The sequence below is a fragment of the Amycolatopsis sp. NPDC104863 genome, from assembly GCF_055582965.1.
Window position 1 is genome coordinate 400,452 of record NZ_JBVJOW010000009.1, and the last position, 17,580, is coordinate 418,031.

17 protein-coding genes and 1 pseudogene are annotated in these 17,580 nt (G+C 66.0%); 11 read left to right on the forward strand and 7 right to left on the reverse strand.

Annotated elements, in window-relative coordinates; all coding sequences use genetic code 11:
• Positions 1-35: 35 nt before the first annotated feature.
• From bioB to ACZ63J_RS40595, 3 genes are read left to right on the forward strand one after another with little or no spacing between them, the layout of a single operon-like run.
• Entirely contained in the window at positions 36-1,088 is a 1,053-nt protein-coding gene (bioB, locus tag ACZ63J_RS40585; RefSeq protein ID WP_465405480.1) for a biotin synthase BioB, read from the forward strand.
• Entirely contained in the window at positions 1,085-2,227 is a 1,143-nt protein-coding gene (locus ACZ63J_RS40590; protein WP_465405482.1) for an 8-amino-7-oxononanoate synthase, read from the forward strand. The genes bioB and ACZ63J_RS40590 overlap by 4 nt, the downstream gene beginning before the upstream one ends.
• 43 nt (positions 2,228-2,270) lie before the next feature.
• Positions 2,271-3,044: a maleylpyruvate isomerase family mycothiol-dependent enzyme gene (locus ACZ63J_RS40595; protein ID WP_465405484.1), complete on the forward strand. Its 774-nt coding sequence runs from the start codon at positions 2,271-2,273 to the stop codon at positions 3,042-3,044.
• Between the two features lie 7 nt (positions 3,045-3,051).
• Here ACZ63J_RS40595 and ACZ63J_RS40600 read toward each other — a convergent pair whose 3' ends face one another.
• The gene (locus tag ACZ63J_RS40600) at positions 3,052-3,489 is read right to left on the reverse strand and encodes an SRPBCC family protein (protein ID WP_465405486.1); all 438 of its coding nucleotides are present in this window, start codon (positions 3,487-3,489) and stop codon (positions 3,052-3,054) included.
• A gap of 67 nt (positions 3,490-3,556) precedes the next feature.
• Here ACZ63J_RS40600 and ACZ63J_RS40605 point away from each other — a divergent pair, with 67 nt between their 5' ends.
• Positions 3,557-4,165 carry a TetR/AcrR family transcriptional regulator gene (locus ACZ63J_RS40605; protein ID WP_465405488.1) on the forward strand — a complete coding sequence of 203 codons (609 nt, stop codon included), beginning with the start codon at positions 3,557-3,559 and terminating at the stop codon, positions 4,163-4,165.
• A 4-nt stretch (positions 4,166-4,169) separates the two neighbouring features.
• On the opposite strand, the gene ACZ63J_RS40610 is transcribed toward ACZ63J_RS40605, so the two are convergent.
• The gene (locus tag ACZ63J_RS40610; RefSeq protein ID WP_465405668.1) at positions 4,170-4,742 is read right to left on the reverse strand and encodes a TetR/AcrR family transcriptional regulator; all 573 of its coding nucleotides are present in this window, start codon (positions 4,740-4,742) and stop codon (positions 4,170-4,172) included.
• Between the two features lie 50 nt (positions 4,743-4,792).
• Here ACZ63J_RS40610 and ACZ63J_RS40615 point away from each other — a divergent pair, with 50 nt between their 5' ends.
• On the forward strand, positions 4,793-5,812 hold the full coding sequence (locus ACZ63J_RS40615) for an NAD(P)-dependent alcohol dehydrogenase (protein WP_465405489.1): 1,020 nt from the start codon (positions 4,793-4,795) through the stop codon (positions 5,810-5,812).
• Here ACZ63J_RS40615 and ACZ63J_RS40620 read toward each other — a convergent pair.
• Both ACZ63J_RS40620 and ACZ63J_RS40625 read right to left on the reverse strand, forming a co-directional pair.
• The gene (locus ACZ63J_RS40620; RefSeq protein ID WP_465405491.1) at positions 5,785-6,606 is read right to left on the reverse strand and encodes a lysostaphin resistance A-like protein; all 822 of its coding nucleotides are present in this window, start codon (positions 6,604-6,606) and stop codon (positions 5,785-5,787) included. The genes ACZ63J_RS40615 and ACZ63J_RS40620 overlap by 28 nt on opposite strands.
• A 13-nt stretch (positions 6,607-6,619) precedes the next feature.
• A complete protein-coding gene (locus tag ACZ63J_RS40625; RefSeq protein ID WP_465405493.1) occupies positions 6,620-7,510 on the reverse strand; it encodes an alpha/beta hydrolase in 891 nt (296 codons plus the stop codon).
• 76 nt (positions 7,511-7,586) lie between these two features.
• On the opposite strand from ACZ63J_RS40625, the gene ACZ63J_RS40630 reads away from it, so the two are divergent.
• Entirely contained in the window at positions 7,587-8,123 is a 537-nt protein-coding gene (locus ACZ63J_RS40630; RefSeq protein WP_465405495.1) for a helix-turn-helix domain-containing protein, read from the forward strand.
• On the opposite strand, the gene ACZ63J_RS40635 is transcribed toward ACZ63J_RS40630, so the two are convergent.
• Positions 8,120-9,271: a DUF6236 family protein gene (locus ACZ63J_RS40635; RefSeq protein ID WP_465405497.1), complete on the reverse strand. Its 1,152-nt coding sequence runs from the start codon at positions 9,269-9,271 to the stop codon at positions 8,120-8,122. The genes ACZ63J_RS40630 and ACZ63J_RS40635 overlap by 4 nt on opposite strands.
• 240 nt (positions 9,272-9,511) lie before the next feature.
• Between ACZ63J_RS40635 and ACZ63J_RS40640 the strand changes: the two genes are divergently transcribed.
• The gene (locus ACZ63J_RS40640) at positions 9,512-9,826 is read left to right on the forward strand and encodes a hypothetical protein (RefSeq protein WP_465405499.1); all 315 of its coding nucleotides are present in this window, start codon (positions 9,512-9,514) and stop codon (positions 9,824-9,826) included.
• A 252-nt stretch (positions 9,827-10,078) separates the two neighbouring features.
• Here the strand turns inward: ACZ63J_RS40640 and ACZ63J_RS40645 are convergent.
• Positions 10,079-11,274 (reverse strand): annotated as a pseudogene (locus ACZ63J_RS40645) (IS110 family RNA-guided transposase).
• 1,061 nt (positions 11,275-12,335) lie between these two features.
• Here ACZ63J_RS40645 and ACZ63J_RS40650 point away from each other — a divergent pair.
• The 4 genes from ACZ63J_RS40650 to ACZ63J_RS40665 all read left to right on the forward strand — a co-directional run bounded on the left by ACZ63J_RS40650 (position 12,336) and on the right by ACZ63J_RS40665 (position 16,379).
• Positions 12,336-12,746, forward strand: coding sequence for a VOC family protein (locus ACZ63J_RS40650; RefSeq protein ID WP_465405501.1), 411 nt, complete (start codon positions 12,336-12,338; stop codon positions 12,744-12,746).
• A 28-nt stretch (positions 12,747-12,774) separates the two neighbouring features.
• Positions 12,775-13,530, forward strand: a complete 756-nt coding sequence (locus tag ACZ63J_RS40655; protein WP_465405503.1) for a hypothetical protein — start codon at positions 12,775-12,777, stop codon at positions 13,528-13,530.
• Positions 13,527-16,004 (forward strand): leucine-rich repeat domain-containing protein, encoded by a 2,478-nt coding sequence (locus ACZ63J_RS40660; protein ID WP_465405505.1) that lies wholly within the window; start codon positions 13,527-13,529, stop codon positions 16,002-16,004. Before ACZ63J_RS40655 ends, ACZ63J_RS40660 begins: the two co-directional genes overlap by 4 nt.
• Before the next feature lie 165 nt (positions 16,005-16,169).
• Positions 16,170-16,379: a DUF1653 domain-containing protein gene (locus ACZ63J_RS40665; RefSeq protein WP_465405507.1), complete on the forward strand. Its 210-nt coding sequence runs from the start codon at positions 16,170-16,172 to the stop codon at positions 16,377-16,379.
• A gap of 377 nt (positions 16,380-16,756) precedes the next feature.
• On the opposite strand, the gene ACZ63J_RS40670 is transcribed toward ACZ63J_RS40665, so the two are convergent.
• The gene (locus ACZ63J_RS40670; protein WP_465405508.1) at positions 16,757-17,464 is read right to left on the reverse strand and encodes an RNAseH domain-containing protein; all 708 of its coding nucleotides are present in this window, start codon (positions 17,462-17,464) and stop codon (positions 16,757-16,759) included.
• Positions 17,465-17,580 lie beyond the last annotated feature (116 nt).

Below are 17,580 nucleotides of genomic sequence, written 5' to 3' on the forward strand. Positions count from 1 at the left end.
GCCCGGCGAGGTCTGCCTCGCCTAGGATTTGACGGGTGTTCAAAACAGTTGATGACCTGGCCTCCCGGCAGCTGGCCGGTGGCGTCCTCGAGCGCGAAGACGCCCGGATGGTGCTCGAGACGCCGGACGAGGAGGTGCTCGGGCTGGTCGCCGCGGCCGGGCGGCTCCGGCGGGCCCACTTCGGCAACCGCGTCAAGGTCAACTACCTCGTCAACCTCAAGTCGGGCCTGTGCCCGGAGGACTGCGGTTACTGCTCGCAGCGGCTCGGGTCGTCCGCGCAGATCCTCAAGTACTCGTGGCTTTCGGCCGAGGAGACCGTCCGGCAGGCCACCGCGGGCATCCACGGCGGCGCGTCCCGGGTGTGCCTCGTCGCGAGCGGCCGCGGGCCGAGCGACCGGGACGTCGACCGCGTCGCCGGGGTGGTCGAGGCGGTCAAGTCCGCGCACGCCGGGGTCGAGGTGTGCGCGTGCCTCGGGATCCTGCGGGAGGGGCAGGCCGAGCGGCTGCGCGACGCCGGTGTCGACGCCTACAACCACAACCTGAACACGAGCGAGTCGCGGTACGCGGAGATCTGCACGACCCACGGGTACGACGACCGGGTGGCGACGGTCGAAAAGGCCAAAGCCGCGGGACTTTCCCCGTGCTCCGGCCTGATCGTCGGCATGGGCGAGACCGACGACGAGCTGATCGACGCGCTCTTCGCCCTGCGCGCCCTGGACAGCGACTCGATCCCGGTGAACTTCCTGATGCCGTTCGAGGGCACCCCGCTCGCCGGCACCTGGGAGCTGACGCCGTTGCGCGCGCTGCGGATCCTCGCGCTGGCGCGGTTCACCTGTCCCGACCGGGAAGTCCGGATGGCGGGCGGGCGTGAGATGCACCTGCGTTCGCTGCAGCCGCTCGCGCTGCACGTCGTGAACTCCTTGTTCCTGGGCGACTACCTCACCAGCGAGGGGCAGGCGGCGCGGGACGACCTGGCGATGATCGCCGACGCCGGGTTCGAGGTCCTCGGCGCCGGAGAGCACGAACACCGCGCGACGCCGTCGATCCGGACGCGCGGCGCCGGGACCACCGATCCGGCCAACGCATGACCGCAGTGCACGACTGGCTCGCCGCCGCGGACAGCGACCGGCGGCGGGCCGGCCTGGTCCGCCGCACCGACGTCCGGCGGCATCCACGGTCGCGGCCCGGGCGGCTGGACCTGGCGTCGAACGACTACCTCGGGCTCGGCGCGGATCCCCGGGTGCGCGCGGCCGCGACGCGGGCCATCGAGGAGTACGGCGCCGGAGCCGGCGCTTCGCGCGTCGTGACCGGGACGGCCGCCTGCCACACCGAGCTCGAAACGGAACTGGCGCGGCTCACCGGGCAACCGGCGTGCCTGGTCTTCTCCAGCGGGTACGCGGCCAACGTCGGCCTGCTGACGGCGCTGGGCTCCCCGGACACGCTGCTGGTGTCCGACGCGCACGTGCACGCGTCGCTGATCGACGGCGCCCGGCTTTCCCGTTCCCCGGTGGAAATCTGCCCGCACGGCGACCTGGACGCGCTCGAGCGGCTGCTCCGCGAGCGCGCGCAACCCCGCGCCGTGGTGGTCGTCGAGTCGATCTATTCGGTGCTCGGTGACGCGGCGGATCTCGGGCGGACCGCGGCACTGTGCGCGGAGTACGACGCGTTTCTCGTGGTGGACGAAGCCCACGGCGTCGGCGTCGCCGGGCAGGGGAGCGGCGCGGTCCACGCGGCCGGGCTGGCGGGCGCCCCGCACGTCGTCGTCACGGCGACCCTGTCGAAGGCGCTCGCGACCCAGGGCGGCGCGGTGCTGGGCTCACCGCTGCTGCGGGAGCATCTGGTCAACACCGCGCGCACGTTCATCTTCGACACGGGCCTCACGCCCGCCGCGGCGGCGGGTGCGGCCGAGGCCTGCCGGATCGTCACCGCCGAACCGGGGCGGGTCGCGCAGCTGCACGACGTCGCCGCGGTGATCGCCGAGGCCGCGGGAGTGCCGCGGGCGCCCGGCGCGGTGCAGTCGATCCCCGCGGACTCCGCGGAGCAGGCCGTCGCCGCGGCGGACCGCCTCGACGCGGAAGGAATCATCGTCGGCTGCTTCCGCCCGCCGAGCGTCCCCGACGGCGTCTCGCGGCTGCGGCTGGTCGCCCGGGCGGGCGTCGATCCCGATCGGGCGGGGCACGCGGCCGGGCTGGCGGCACGGTGGTCGCGAGCCGGGCTTCGGGTCTGAGAGAACGCGGAACATCCGTGTCCGCTCGCGAGTTGAGCGTGGCATGAGTGAACTCGTGGACCGCACGATCGCCGCCCTCCGTTCCGAGCACGACACGCTCGCCGCCCTCGCCAGCGTCCTCACCGACGCCCAGCTGGCCACCACCAGCGGCGCTTCCGAATGGACCGTCGCCCAGGCGCTTTCCCACCTCGGCAGCGGCGCGGAGATCGGCCGCGCGCCGATCGCCCGGGCCGCCGGCGAGACCGTGCCGGCCGAAGAGAACCAGACGATCTGGGCCCGCTGGGACGGTTCCACGCCGCGAGAGCAGGCCGAGGGCTTCCTGGAGCACAACGCCCGCTGGCTCGAGACGGTCGAGGCGCTCACGCCCGAGCAGCGCACGTCGCTGACCGTCGACCTCGGGTTCCTGCCGGAGCCGGTCCCGCTGCTGACCGCCGTCGGCATGCGGCTCAGCGAGGTGGCCAACCACTCCTGGGACGTGCGTGTGGCCTTCGATCCCGACGCCGGGGTGAACGCCGGTTCGGCCGCGGTGCTGCTCGACCTCCTCACCGGGCCGGTCGGGTTCATGCTGAGCTTCCTGGCGAAGCCGGCCGAGCTCGCGGACCCGGTGTCGATCGCGGTGCCCGGCGGCGGCCTGGTGATCGACGACGCCGTCACGGTGGTCGACCACCTCGAGGCGCCGTCCGCGACGTTCAACGGCCCGGCGGAGGCGTTCGTCCGGCTGGTCAGCGGCCGGCTCAAGGCGCCGTACGACCGCGGCGTCACCGTCGAAGGCAACGTCACGCTCGACGACCTGCGTCGCGTGTTCCCGGGTTTCTGACCCGCGGCTACCAGTCTCGCTCGGCCAAGACTTTCGGCAGCCCTTCGGTGAGCATGCGGCGCCGGACCCGGTGCAGCAGGCGGGCCATCAGGAAACCGCCGGCACCGCGGAACCCGGTGTGGTGGTAGGTCAGCCGGGTTCCGGCGGCGGTCTCGGCCAGCCGGCACACCACCGTGCTCGGGGTGTCGGCTTCCTGGTTGCGCCAGCTGAAGCTCAGCAGTTCCGGCGCGTCCGCTGCGAGGACCTCGCAGCGGACGATGCCGTCCCAGCCCGGGACCGGGCGGCCGACGAACCGGAATCTCGTGCCCACCTCCGCGGTGAAGCCTTCGGGACGGCCGCCGCGGCCGGTCGACGTCCAGCGGGGGACCAGGGCCGGGTCGGTGAGGGCCTGCCAGACCCGCGCCCGGGGGTGGGCGTACTCGCGGACGACCTCGAACTCACTCATGCGGTGCCTCCAGTGGCCGTAAAAGTTACAGTCACTGTAAACAGTACTCGCGCTGTACGATGGCGTGGTGGAGTCGTTGCGAGACCGGCGGAAGCGCGAGCTGCGGGAGCTGCTGTCCGCGACGGCGACCCGGATGTTCGTGGAACAGGGGTTCGAGGCCGTCCGCGTCGCCGACGTCGCGCGCGCCTGCGGGGTCACCGAAAAGACCGTCTTCAACCACTTCGGCAGCAAGGAAGCCCTGCTGGCCGACCGGTGGGACGTGCAGATCGACGCGCTGGCCGAGGGGCTCGCGGATCCCGCGACCGCGCCGCTCGACGTGGCCCTGGCGGTGCTCGGCACGGAACTCGACTTCCTGGTCGCGTCGGCCCGGCAGCACGGACTGCTGGCGGTGCGCCGGTTCGGCCGGCTGATCCGCTCGACCCCGGCCCTGGTGGCGCACGGCCGTGAAGCCCACGAACGGCTGACCGACGCGGCGGCGACCGCGCTCGCCGGCCGGTCCGGCGCCCCGGCGGCCGACCCCGCTGTCCGCATCACCGCGGCGGCGGTCGCCGGGTTGTGGAATGTCCACGCCCACAGCCTCCAGCGTCACCTCGACGAGGGGAGCGCGGCTCGCATCGCGCGGGCCGTCCGCGCCGATCTCGAGTCCGCGGCCGAAACACTGCGCCGCGGTCTCTGACCCGTCAGCTCGGGGTGTCGAGCTCGCTGGCGCGCAGCACCGGCAGGGCGAGGTCGTCGACCACGTGCTCGAGGAACGCGGAGTCCATCGGCAGCCGCCACAGCCAGCGCATGAACAGCGCCGAGGCGACCACCTCTTCGAACAGGTGATGGTTCACCCGGTGGCTCAGCTCGCCCCGCTCGAGCGCCCGGTCGACGACCTCGGGCGGGAGCCGCGCACCGCTGGCGGACCGCGTCTCGAGCTCGTCGATCAGCTCCGGGTCGGACGCGCGTGCCTGCACAAGACCGACCGCGAGCCGGCCGTCGAAGCCGTTGAGGACGTCGGACAGCCGCTGGACGTGCGCGAGCAGGTCGCCGCGGAACGTCCCGGTGTCGACCGACCACGGCGTCTGCTTGCCGTGGTAGCGGGCCATCGCGGCGAGCATGATCTCGCGCTTGTTGCGCCACCGCCGGTAGATGGTCGCCTTCGAAGCCCCGGCCCGGGCGGCCACGGCGTCCACCGTCATCGACACGTACCCCGACTCGGCGACGAGCTCCAGAGCCGCGTCGAGGAGCCGGGCGTCGCGGAGGGGATCCAGGGGGTGGCGCTCGGTGGCTGGAAAGCGAACGACCGAGAGGAAGGGACACCATGCTCGTCACCTCCTACGCGGCTCGCTCCGCGGGTTCGCCCCTCGAACCGTACGAGCGCGAAAGCGGTGAACCCGGCCCGGTGGAGGCCGACGTCCGCGTCACGCACTGCGGGGTCTGCCACACCGACATCGGCCAGATCGACGACGAGTTCGGCATCACCCGGTTCCCGTGCGTCGCCGGCCACGAAGCCGTCGGCGTGGTCGAGGCGATCGGCTCCTCCGTCGATCCGGAGCTGCTACAGATCGGCGCCCGGGTGGGTGTCGGCGCGATCGCCGGCGCGTGCTTCCGGTGCCCGCAGTGCGTGAGCGGCCGCCACAACCTCTGCGCCCGCCGCGACGACACGGTGATGCGCGGCGACCGGGGCGCGTTCACCGAACTGCTGCGTGTCTCGGACTGGCGCATGGCCTACCCGATTCCCGACGCGATCCCGTCCGAGCAGGCCGCGCCGATGATGTGCGCCGGGGTGACCGTCTTCGCCCCGTTGATCCGGCACGGCGTCCGCCCGGTCGACCGCGTCGCCGTCGTCGGCATCGGCGGGCTCGGGCACCTGGCCCTCCAGTTTCTCGCGCGGTGGGGATGCGACGTCACCGCGATCTCGACGTCGCGCGCCAAAGAAGACGACGCGCGTCGCTTCGGCGCTTCCTCGTTCATCGCGACGAACGAGGAAGGCGCGCTAGCGGCCGCTGCCGGATCGTTCGACTTCGTCCTGTCGACCGTCTCGGCGAACCTGCCCTGGGACGACTACGTCAACCTGCTCGTCCCGCAGGGCAGGCTCAGCATCGTCGGGGTGCCGTCCGACGCGATCTCCGTGCACCCGATGCACTTGCTGCCGGCCGAGAAGACGATCTCCGGCGGAGTGCCCGCGTCCCCGAGCGAAACCCGGCTGATGCTGGACTTCGCCGCCCGCCACGGGATCGGCCCGCAGGTCGAGACGTTCCCGGTGGCGGAGATCGACAAAGCGATCTCCGTCGTTCGCGCCGGCCGCGCCCGCTACCGGGCCGTGCTCGAAATGGCCTGAGGGGCCGGTTTTCTCTCCCGAGAGAACAGTCCAAACGCGACTACGGCCTGCACCGCGAGCACAAGTGCCTGCGCCGGCGGCGAAGTGACGGTCAGCAGCGCGATCGTCGTGTTCACTCCGAAGTGGACGGCGATCGACGCCGCGACACCGCCGCGCTCGTAGGCGTAGGCGGTCAGCAGCGCCATCGGGACCACGCTGAGGGTGAACAGCAGGCCGCTCCAGCTGAGCAGGCCGAACCCCGCCTGGACCGTGCCGGGGATGAAGAACAGCGGCAGGTGCCACACCGCCCACACCTCGCCCAGCAGCAGACCGGCCTGGACGCGGGACATCGACGCGCGCAGGCGCGGGTACGCCGTGCCGCGCCAGCCGGGTTCCTCGGCCAGCGGGCCGCCGACCAGCATGCTGACGAGGAACGGGGCGAGCCCGCCGACGCTCGCGATCAGGCTCCGGCTCCCCGTCAGGTCCGGCGTGGGCCCACCGAGGGAGTGGGCGAGGAAGGCGGCGGCCACGACGGTGGCCGAAGCCAGCACCAGCAGCGGCAGCACCCAGAGCCAGCGCGAGCGGGTCGCGTGTTCGGGGGCGGGCTCACCGCGACGGGCGCGACGGATCCGGAGCACGAGCGCGCCGATCACCGGGCCGAACCCGCCGAGCAGGTAGGGGATGAGCGTCGGCGACGACGTCGGCGCGCCGCCGAGCAGGATCGCGACGAGCCAGCAGGCCCAGCTCGTCGTGAACGTGACGGTCCAGAAAAGCGCGAGGCCGGTTTTCGGCCGCGCCGGGGAAACGATGGTCACTTTCGGGTGCCTTTCAGAGGTTTCGGGCGAGCCAGCCGGAAACCCGGCTGAGCAGTTCGGGGTCGACGGGACGGCGCAGCTGCCGGCGGTAGAACCGCACCGACGGCCGGCCGGGATCGCGGCGCAGCAGGTGGGTCAGGTCGGCGATCCGGTGGACCTCGGCCGCGCCGGGCACGAGGTCGCGGACGACGTCGAGGTCCGCGGGGTCGACCTGGACGTCCTTGCCGCCGGTGATCGCGAGGACCGGCACGCGGATGTCGGCCAGGCCCGCGCGCGGGTCGTGGGTGAGCAGTTCGCGCAGCCACCGGGCGTTCACCGGCCGTCCGGCGACGCGGGTGACGTCCGTGGTCGTCGCCTTGATCCGCGCCAGCTGCCGCTCGCCGAAGGCCCGCACGACCGGCCGGGCGAACGAGGGGAGCTCGCGCACGATCGTCCCGGCCTGCCGGCGCAGCGCGTCCTCGCCGGGGCGCGCGAACCCGGCCAGCAGCACGACCGCGGCGACCTCCGGGCGGGCGCCGAGCGCCATGGCGTGCACCGCGCCTTCGCTGTGCCCGACCACGCCGACGGCGTCGGCGCGGATGCCGGGCCACGCGGCCAGCGCGCGCAAGGCGGCGACGGCGTCACTCCGGTTGTCGGTGAAGCCGGTCGCGCGCCAGTCGCCGGGGGTGGCGCCGACACCCCGGCGGTCGTAACGGAAAGAGGCGATGCCGTCCGCCGCGAGCGCGGTGGCCAGCGCCGGCCCGGACGCCATGCGGAGCCGGCCGGTGTTGCCGTCGCGGTCCAGCGGCCCGGATCCGTGCAGCAGCAGGACGGCGGGGTGCGGGCCGGCGCCCGTGGGCAGGGTCAGGGTGCCGGCCAGGCGCAGTCCGTCGTCCGCGGTGGCCGTCATGGCGACGTCCCGCATCGGTGTCCCCCATCATTCTCGTTCGTGCGAACATTCTCAGCGGTGAGAACAGTATCGCATGTGAGAACATTCGTCCATGGCGACCGCGGACCTCCTCCTGCACCCCGTCCGGATGCGCATCCTGCAAGCGCTCTTCGACGGGGACCCGCTGACAACAGCGCAGCTGCGCGAGCGCCTCCCCGACATCCCGGCGGCGACGATGTACCGCCAGATCGCGGTGCTGGCCGAGGCCGGCGTGCTGGAGGTGGCGGAGGAACGGCGGGTGCGCGGCACGACGGAGCGCAGCTACCGGATCCGCGAGGAGGAGGGATCGGTAGACCCGGCGGCGCGCGCGACGATGTCGCGAGAGGACCACCTACGCGGCTTCACCACGTTCGCGGCCTCCCTGATGGGCGACTTCGACCGCTACCTGAGCAACAAGAAGGCCAACCCGAATACGGACGGCGTGGTCTACCGCCAGGCGGCGGTGTGGCTGACGGAGGAAGAGTTCGACGTGATGATCGAGGAGATCGAGCGGGCGGTGGTCTCGAGGATCGGTAGTGCCCACGAGGGCCGCGTTCGCCGGGTGATCAGCCTGGTCGCGGTCCCGGACGAGCCCAAGCCGGAGGCTTAGCGTCGAATGCGTTCGACAAGACCCCGGCGGCCGACGTGCCGCTTCAGCCCGAGCAGGTACCCCACCGGGCTGTTCTGACGAGCGTCACGCCGTTTGGCCCGGGCTCGGGTCCCGGCGGCGACAAGCCGAGCCGTGACAAGCCCGGCTTCACCGGCGACAACGGGCACACCGGCGGCCGTCGTCGCGGCAGCGGCAAGAGCGGGCAGCGCCAGGGTGTTCAGTCCCAGCACCGCACCGGCCGGTTCGAGGCCCAGTTGCCGAAGGCTGCGCTGCAGTGCGGCGGTCGGCCGCCGGAGATCCCGGTCGACCAGCATCCGGAGCCGTTCCCGGAGAATCGTCAGGTTTTCCACCTGGGAAAGGCTTTCGAACTCTTCGGCGAGGGTGCCGAGGTGCTCGCGAAACACCTGGAACTCGACGGCCAGCTTGCTCCGCGCCTTGACGATCTTCGCCACGGGCACGTGTTCGATGTCCCGGGGAATGACGGCCTCGACCGCGAGAGCCGCATAGAGCTCGGCGACGTCCTCTGTTTTGTGCCGGGTCCCGGAAGGTCGATTTCCGAGGAGCGTGCCGGTGAAGTCGGTCTCGGCCCCGCCGCCGTGCAGTTCGTGAAGCTTCGGCTGATCGGTGACAACGGCCAGCTGGTTCGCCTTCGCGACGCGATCCACGAGAGCGGTGGCGTACGCCGCGCTGATCGCGGGGTGGGTGGTCATCCAGGTCTTGTCGTCCACGGCGTCGCCAAGCCCGCGGCGGACAAGCTCACGCTGGAGTTCGGCCGTCATCTTGCTGGTGTGAACGGAACCGTGGAACTGGTGGAGATAGGCGTCTTCCATCTCATCGACGGCATCGCGCCAGAGTGGAGCACTCTTGCGACCCGGTTCGTAGTGCTGCTTGAGCGCACGATGTTCAAGGGCGAGAAACTCCAGAAACTCCGTGGCGACTTCGTTCACCTGTGCTGCGGGCGGTTCGATGTTGAGGAAGAACCCGAGTTCGCCGTCCAGGGTCTTGGCGACTTCGGAGTCGTATCGGGGAAACCCCGTCGGCGCGAGCCGCGCGAGCCTAGGCCAGTAAAGTGCTGCGGCCTTGAGCCAGCTGTCGTCTCGTACGTGGATGTACGGGTAGTACATCGCAATCTCGGGTATGCGGTCCACCGGGCTCTCCCTGGGTTCGCGGCCTGGGGGAGCATCCCACGGGTGAGCGTCACGTCGCGCGTCCCTACGACCTTCGGCACGCCTGTGTCCACGTGGCTGGCCGCGGGGTGCCCTCAACGCAAAGTGCCGAGTGGGCACCGCCTGGAGTCGGCCGCTCACGACCGTATCGAGAAGGCGCTCGGGTGGGAGGGATGGGGAACTGGGGTGGCCGGCGGACGCAGATGTGACAGCATCCCGGCCATGTCTCTCGTGACTTGGGAATTCGATGGCTGCTTGTACTGCTGTTCAATCATCGAGACCGGCCAAGGCGAGGACCGGGCCACCTATTTCGAGCTCAGTGAGGCGCGTACGGTTCCAGGCTCGGCTTCTACTCCTGCTTCACCGGCTCCAGGGCCGACCGCCGTGACGGTAATTGTCTACGCGCCCGAAGAAGAGAAGCCGGCGGACGTCTTCTTCGACGGGGCGCAGACGCTGCCGTTCGTCGTCTTGCAGCATTTCGTCGAGATCGTCGCTTCACGAGCGGGACGGCACGGGATCTTGGGCCTGCCGTCTTGACAGCACAGCGAGATCGCAGCCGCGTGGGGTGAGGCTCGCGGCTGGGAGAGCTGACAGCCGGACCGGACGAGAACGGCCCCCGTCCAGGTAATGCCTGGTCGGGGGTCATTTCTGCGGGTCGACATCAGTGCCCCCGGGTGAGATTCCGGCGGCAATCACACCGATCGTCGTGCCCGACGGGTTGCTGATTCGAGTCGACGTGAGACTGGTGATGAGCGTCGGCCGCGGGGGGAGGGTGTCCCTATGTGGTTGTCAAGCCGGGGCGAGTTCGGGGTGTCGGTAGTGGGTGCCGTTGCGGAGCATCGCGTAGAGCACGTCGCAGCGGCGGCGGGCCAGGCAGATCAGGGCGGCGTTGTGCTTCTTGCCCCTCGGATCGTTTGCGGTCGTAGTAGGCCCTGCTGGTCGGATCGTGCAGAGCAGCGAACGCAGCGAGGAAGAACGCCCGTTTCAGCTTCCGATTGCCGGTCCGAGCCGGATGCTCGCCTCTGATGCTGCTCCCGGAGCTGCGGGTGACCGGGGCGATCCCGGCGTAAGCGGCCAGGTGCCCGGAGGAGGCGAAGTTGGAGGCGTCGCCGACCTCGAGCAGGATGCGGGCTGCGGTCCTGACGCCGATGCCGGGCATCGAGGTCAGGACCCCGGCAAGAGGGTGGGCATCAAGTATCCCCTCAACCTGCTCAGCAACCTGTTACCGTTGCTGGAGAACGGTCTTCAGGCTGTCCGCCAGTCGCGGCAAGACCGTGTCCGTGGCGGCGGTGCCCGGGACGGTGACGGTCTGCTCGGCCAGCGCAGTCATGATCGCCTCGACCAGCCGCTCGCCCATGCGGGGCGCGTGGACCTTGGCGATCGCGGTCAGTTTGCGGCGTCCGGCCTGGGTGATGCCGGCCAGGCCGCCGCAGCGCGAGAGGATTTCCAGCACCGCTGGGTGGCTGATCCGCGGACCGATGGCGTGTTCGAGGGCGGGGTGGATGCCGGTGAGCAGGCCGCGGATGCGGTTGCTGATCCGGGTGGCCTCGCCGGCCAGGGCGTCGTCGAACCCGACTAGCACGTCCAGCTCGGCCAATGTCTCGTCGCCGACGTCGACCGGCCGCAGCGTACGGGGCAGGGAACGGGCGGCGTCGGCGATGACGAACGCGTCCCGGGCATCGGTCTTCGCCCGGCCCGGATAGAGGTCGGCGATGCGGCGCATCGCCAGCCCGGGCAGATAAGCCACCTGATGGCCAGCCGCGCGGGCGACCGTGACCGGCAGCGCCCCGATCGTGGCGGGCTGGTCGACCACGACCAGCAGTGTCCCGTGCTGGGCGAGCTTGTCGAACAAGGCCTTCAGCTTCGGTTCGGTGTTGGGCAGCGGTCCGTCATGCAGGCGCTTGCCCCGTCGGGTCGAGGCCGACTGCGTGGTGGGCGTCTTTGCCGACGTCCAGGCCGAGGAACACCCCGAAGCTGCTGTTCATCCACCAGCCGTTCGTTCGTCGCGACGTGGTCACCGGGTTGGGCATCGATGGCCGGCAGCCACGTTACGACGAGACCTACCAAGCGCTGGTGGCCGTGTCCCTATCAGCGGTCCCTCGATGCCACCAGGTCCGGTGACACCCCCCCCGGATCATGGCTGCGACTGGGGACTTGAGTCATGCCGGGCCTGGTGACCACAACTCCCTGGTCGGGAGCCACGAAAAAGGTAACGGGGGGCGATGAGCAAGATTGGCGGATTTGATTCTTCCGTAGGGGGAGCGAACAGACGGCTCCGCCTCTGAGCGGCGGACTTGCGGCGGGGCGTCGGTCAGAGAGAGCAGCTTCCGACTCGACGCACGGAGCGGGAAGGCATGGTGACAGCTCCTACACGTAATTCACTATCCGGATTCGGCGACTGTTGTCCAGGCTGTGTCTCTGATCATGGGGACGGGTGGTGGGCTGATGTTCTAGTTCGGATTTGGCAATGTCCTCAGCCTCGCTCTCTGTCTGGGCGAGTTCGGTGTGCTGCTTCCGGTCCGATCAGCTGTCGAGAAATCTACATGTGCTCGCGTGGCCACTAACTCGGGTTTGCCGCCAGCCCAACGAGCTGGCCGGGTGTAGTGCAGCTGGTCATGGAACGTGGGCCAGTTGGATGTGTAGGGCACCATCGCCATGGCAAATTCGTCCGCTCTCAGAGCCTCTTCGATCAGTCGTACCCGCAGGCGAGCGGAATAGTCGACGTTGTGTCGCGCCATGCCGGCGACGGTTCCGGCCTCCGGGGAGTATGACGGCGTCGGTCGAAAACCGACGAAAAGTGGTCAATAACGTGACAGATGGCATCCTGCGGACATCAGATGGGATGCCATCTCAGCTCCCGCACCGCGGGAGTGTCCTGTGCGACACCTGGTGACAGACCGCGGGGTCAGCGCCAGCGACTGATCATGTCTCAACCAGAAGGCTGCCGTCGGCAACGGGGTAGACCGCTTGAGTAGCTAGTGCTTCCCCGGCATACTGTCAGCGGCGGTGACTGACTGCAACGAGATCCATCGACGGAGGAGAAACATTGGAATTTAGGCTGCATCACGTTGCTATTAGCTGTGTCGACATCAACCGCAGTACCGAATTCTACGAGTACTTCGGGTTCGAGATTGTCCATCAGTGGAGAGCAGAAGACGGCAGTGTTGAGATTCGACACCTACGGCTTGGTGGGGCAGTTCTTGAGATTTTCTGGTACCGCGAACACGTACAGGCACCCGAGACATCAAAGCAGTTGAGTACAGATTTGCCTCGGGTGGGCGTGAAGCACTTCGGGCTTCAAGTCGAGTCGATCGACGAAACCGCTAAAAAACTTCACGCCGATGGACTCATATCATCTGCATCGGTCACAGATGGAAAGACCGGCGTGCGCTATTTTTTCTTAAAAGATCCGGACGGCATCTTGCTTGAGGTGCTTGAAGATCATCGCGGAGTCTAGGCTGGCGGTACGTCACGCGGAGGGCAAAATGATCCGTTCCGGCATTCAGCGGCGCCTCCGGCGTCTTCAGAGATCAGGCTTCTACTGTATCATGGCTCTTGATCACGGACTTTCCTCTGGGGTAGTGGATGGAATTCCGACGTTAGAAGCATTATCTTTGATATGCGAACAGGCGGCCGCTGTGGGAATTCCGGCGGTTGTTTTGAATTCGGGTGCAATTTACCAAGTTGACCCGCCGGCTAGTCTACATATCATAGCTCAAATGGTCGGGATGCCTTTATTTAGCGCGCACGGCGCTCCCCGGGTTGTGTTAGCCAGCCTGGAATCCTCTCTTGCATTCGGTGCAGATGCTATTAGTGTGCAGTTGTCTCCTGCGTACGATCAGATTCAGGTCGCGGACTCAATTGCGCGTATTGTCGAGGATTGTCACAGGTTTGGATTGCCAGTGCTTCTCATGATTAATCGTGACACCTGGGCGACCGTTGGCGAACTGTTGAATACTATTCGCGCTTTTGCTGAACTGGGTAGCGATCTTCTAAAAGTGGCGGCTGGCAACGTACTTGACGAACTTGAGCCAGATGCCCTGGTCGGCATGGGAGTGCCGGTGCTCTTTGCGGGTGGCCCGTCGGGGGGTCAGTTTGCTGCGAGTCTTGAACAAGCCGCTCGCGTTGGCTTTGGTGGAGTCTGCGTTGGTCGCAATCTCTTTCAGGCCAGAAATGGTATCGCCTCGGCGCTTGAGGATATTGACGCTGCATTCGCTCCTCGGTGGGGTGCGGGCGGATGAGTCAAGAGCTAGTTGAATGGCTTCAGGGAATTGACGCAGGGATGTCGACTGCTTCCGGTGGTACCATCGCGCCAGCTGATCTTAATGCTGAAGTGCTGGGTAGCATATGTCAACTTGATATCAGCTCCCGCGGCATTGAAGATATTCCGGTGTCATTTGAAAATCTAGTGTCCGTTGAGACAATAAATTTAAGTCGAAATGAATTTGAATCGGTACCCGACGTGGTCCTGGGTCTGCGAACGCTACGAGAGTTGCAGCTGTCTAGAAATCGGATTAGTGAGCTGCCTGTCAGGGTCGGAAATTTCCGTGAACTTCGTGGTTTATATGCTAGTCGAAACTTCATACAAGAAATTCCGGCGACCATCGGGCGACTTGGCAATTTGCGGACGCTAAACTTGCGAAATAACCGAATCAATGCGCTTCCGGATTCAGTCTATGAGCTCACTGCCTTGGACGAGTTGGACGTGAGTGAGAATTCCATTCGCGAGCTGTCGCCTTCGATCGCGAACTTGCCTTCGTTGCGGAATCTCTACATCAGTGGAAACGATCTGCAGAGTCTCCCTGAAAACATCGGGAATTTGCCATCATTGGAGAGCCTTGCTATTAGTGGAAATCAGCTGCAAGAATTACCCAGTTCGATTACGCGCCTCGGAGATCTGAAGTCGTTCTGGGTTTATGATAACCCTCTCTCCATTCCGCCTATCGAGGTGGCGAGTCGTGGTTTAGCTGATATTCGCGCCTATTTTTACGCTCTCGATAGTGGCGCAGCTCAACTTCAACGGCAGATTCGAGTTCTCGTACTTGGGCAGCCTCGTGTAGGCAAGACGTCTGTCATTGCTCGCCTAGTTAGCGATCGATTCGACGCTCGCCGACGCGAAACTCTCGGTGTAGAGATCTCCGATTGGCGAGGCGTTGAAGCTGGGCCGAAATTACTTTTTTGGGATTTCGGCGGGCAAGATCACATGCATGCCGCCCATCGTCTGTTTCTTGGTGGGGGAGAGCTCTATCTCGTTGTGGTCGATGCCCGGTACCCCGACGAACTTGAATACTGGCTGCAGATTATTCAAGGAGCCAATCCGGATGCCCACGTCGTCGTCGTGCTTAACAAGCGTGACCTCGACGACTCTGCCGATATCGATCGACGATTCTTATCTAGTAAGTATCATTGTATATCGGGTTACTTTGAAACCTCTTGTAAGACGGGTCGCGGAATTGTCCAGCTCGGCCGTGATATCCGTCGAGTTGCTGAATCTCTAGTAGGTATGCGAGCAAATAACCTAACTGTGCCTGTGTCTTGGGCGCTCGTCCACGATCGCCTAATTGGCTCCAAGCAGCCACATATAAGCGTAGATACATTTCGAGAGATCTGTCGCTGTGAAGGATGCGCTAACGCATCCGAACAAGAATCGCTTCTGAATTTTCTTGCACGGGTGGGCGCCATCGTTCTACTTAGTCGTACTCGTCCACGCACGGTAATCACTGACCCCCAATGGATTGTCGATGGGGTCTACTCGGTCATTGCTTCACGTCACGTTCGCGAGTCCCGTGGAGTGATCTCTGATGTTGCCGTTGGAACTTTGCTAGGCAACTTCAAAAAGTACTCCGGGGTCGACACTCGGTTGATCATTGATGCACTTAAAGCATACGACTTTGCCGTCGAACTGCCCGGAGGTATGCTCCTCATCCCCGAGTTGCTGCCGGAGCTCGCGCCGCTCGAACTTGTGACCGATGACGCGCACGCCGTTCACCACATTATCCAGGTTCGCGGAGACTCTTCGTTCCTTCTCGCTCGCGCTCTCTCGCGCCTCGCTAGTGACGTTGTCCCCACCCAATCATGGCGCCGGGGGGCCCTGCTGCGTTGCAGTCAGGTGGATGCAACGGCACTCGTCATTTCTGACGAGCGTGATCGACAACTTCGCATTCACTGTTGGGGCACCGGGCGGATAAGCTATCTCGGGTACGTACGGCTCGCCATTCGTGCTGTTGCTAGCGATTTTGGAGATATTTCGATCTCAGAATTCATTCCACTTGACGACCTAGGTGCGTCCGTTGAATATGATGAGATTCTAGGTCTCTACCTTATGGGGGAGCGAGAACTGTGTCTGGGGAAAGCTGGAGCTCGCCGAGACATACAAGCGCTATTATTTGGGGTTGACAACCAAGGAGGAAAGCTGCTCATGAATGGTCCCGTATACAACTTCGATCGAAGCGCGGTATCATTTGGCTCTGGTAATGCCATGAACATCAATTCTGGCGAGATGCGCAGCCTGGTAGCCCAGCTCATGCACGAGCTTGAGGGGTCTGATGCGCCTGAGGCTGAGGAGCTGCGCCAAGAACTCTCAGACGCAGCGGTGGTCGGCGAACGGTCCAAGTTGAAGGCGGTCGGCGAAAAGATCATTAGGATATTTGCTGGTACGGCGCCCATGGTCGCCCTGGCTAGCTCGATAGTTTCGATCGCTGCCCGCCACGGGTAGCGGGCGGGGCGTAGGTAGCGCGTGGGATCGGTTGCTCTTTTGATCATCGGCTTGTTCATCAGCGAGCGGGAAAATGATATCGATTTCGAAAGGGATAATTCCATAGTTCCTTCACTTTTGGAAGGCTCTCGCGGCGCTCGGTGGTGCTAGTGGTATGATGTTTGCATGCAGCCAGGTATCTACCGCCACAAAGACCATTCTGAATTGCTGTACCTGTTTATTGGACTAGCTCATCACCATGACTCGATGGATGAAGTGGTGATCTATTCGCCACTGTTTACGCGTGAGTCGTGGTCTGGACGATCGATCATGACATATCGCTCTGTCGACGACTTCAATGCAACGTTTGAATGGGCTGGCGAGCGTCTTCCTTGATCAACTAGTGACTGACTCTGTGGCTGGTTTCAGGGGACCGCCTCCCACTGGCATCAGCATGCGTTTATCGTTGATGTGATCACGCACCCAGTCCATCATGGCCACGTGATTCAGGAAGGCGTCGATCTGACCTCTGATCATTAGCATTCGGCTCGGCGGAGTCACGAGGCATCAGGTTTCACCGCTCCATTGTCGGCGCGGGTGACGGCCGCTGCAGCGGTTCGGTGGCTTGCGCCAGGTCGCAGGCGTGGACAGCGATCTCTGGCTGAGGTGGACTGCTCGTGGATTTCGGACGTCGCGGAGTCCGCCGCGTCGTAGCGGCGCGAGCCGGAAGCGGCTTCGGGCGCTCGTCCAGCTCCCGAGCAACCGGACGACCATCACTCCGGCGAGGTTGGTTCTTCCGGTACCGGGTTGATATATTCGTCGGCCAGCTTCGCCAGGTGCATAGGCAGCGGCCGGCTCAGCGGTACGTAGTCGTCGTGGTACCTCAGCTGGTGAGCCACTGCGGCCAAGGCTGCGGGGACTTCGCCCGGGCCGCAGCCGAGCACGGTGAGCTCCAAGAACTGCGGGTTCCACGCCGCTACTGTGAGCATGGGGCCGGCTTCGGGCTCGCGGCCGAGTTTGCGAAGACCTCGCCGAACCTTCGAAGTGCCGGACACGTCGGCCGTGCTCGCGAACACCCGGCTGTCCTTTGGTGCGTCCCGGCCGCCCCAAAGGCCGACGCCGAAACCAGGTGTGTCGTTGTCTTTTCCCGGCGCGTACCACTGAGGTACTTCTTCCCTGCTGTTGCGGTCCCGGACGAGGACGATCCGCAGGTGTTCACCGAAGGCGCCGATTCGCTGATCAGGCTCATCGGTGAAGCCCAGTTTGTCCTTCACCAATGTCCGGTTGCCCAGCCACTGCCAGGAGTCCCGCATGTTGCCCGGGTTCGCGAGCAGCAGGGTCGGCCGGTCCCGGACCTGAAAGAGGATGGCGCGGACTCGGCGTTCGATGTCGGCTCGCTGGTCTTCGACCGTAGGAGTGGCCGTTTGCGGCCACGCGCCCGAGGCGTGACGTCGACCGCCGAGCAGGGTGATCGCTTCCAAAGCCGTATTGCGGCGCTTCGAGCGATCACCGCTGGGCTGAATCGGCCCACCCCGGACCATCGGGTGTTGGTGGTGATGCTGTGCCGCCCGTTGATGCCGGGGCGGGCGCATAGCCA

What these genes read in the sequence shown, in the direction of transcription:
- ACZ63J_RS40600 (WP_465405486.1), bottom strand. Translation starts at nt 3,489, where the DNA reads ATGAGTGAGTTCGAGGTCGTCCGCGAGTACGCCCACCCCCGGGCGCGG.
- ACZ63J_RS40640 (WP_465405499.1), top strand. Translation starts at nt 9,512, where the DNA reads ATGTCTCTCGTGACTTGGGAATTCGATGGCTGCTTGTACTGCTGTTCA.
- ACZ63J_RS40590 (WP_465405482.1), top strand. Translation starts at nt 1,085, where the DNA reads ATGACCGCAGTGCACGACTGGCTCGCCGCCGCGGACAGCGACCGGCGG.
- ACZ63J_RS40665 (WP_465405507.1), top strand. Translation starts at nt 16,170, where the DNA reads ATGCAGCCAGGTATCTACCGCCACAAAGACCATTCTGAATTGCTGTAC.
- ACZ63J_RS40655 (WP_465405503.1), top strand. Translation starts at nt 12,775, where the DNA reads ATGATCCGTTCCGGCATTCAGCGGCGCCTCCGGCGTCTTCAGAGATCA.
- ACZ63J_RS40615 (WP_465405489.1), top strand. Translation starts at nt 4,793, where the DNA reads ATGCTCGTCACCTCCTACGCGGCTCGCTCCGCGGGTTCGCCCCTCGAA.
- ACZ63J_RS40625 (WP_465405493.1), bottom strand. Translation starts at nt 7,510, where the DNA reads ATGCGGGACGTCGCCATGACGGCCACCGCGGACGACGGACTGCGCCTG.
- ACZ63J_RS40660 (WP_465405505.1), top strand. Translation starts at nt 13,527, where the DNA reads ATGAGTCAAGAGCTAGTTGAATGGCTTCAGGGAATTGACGCAGGGATG.
- ACZ63J_RS40595 (WP_465405484.1), top strand. Translation starts at nt 2,271, where the DNA reads ATGAGTGAACTCGTGGACCGCACGATCGCCGCCCTCCGTTCCGAGCAC.
- ACZ63J_RS40630 (WP_465405495.1), top strand. Translation starts at nt 7,587, where the DNA reads ATGGCGACCGCGGACCTCCTCCTGCACCCCGTCCGGATGCGCATCCTG.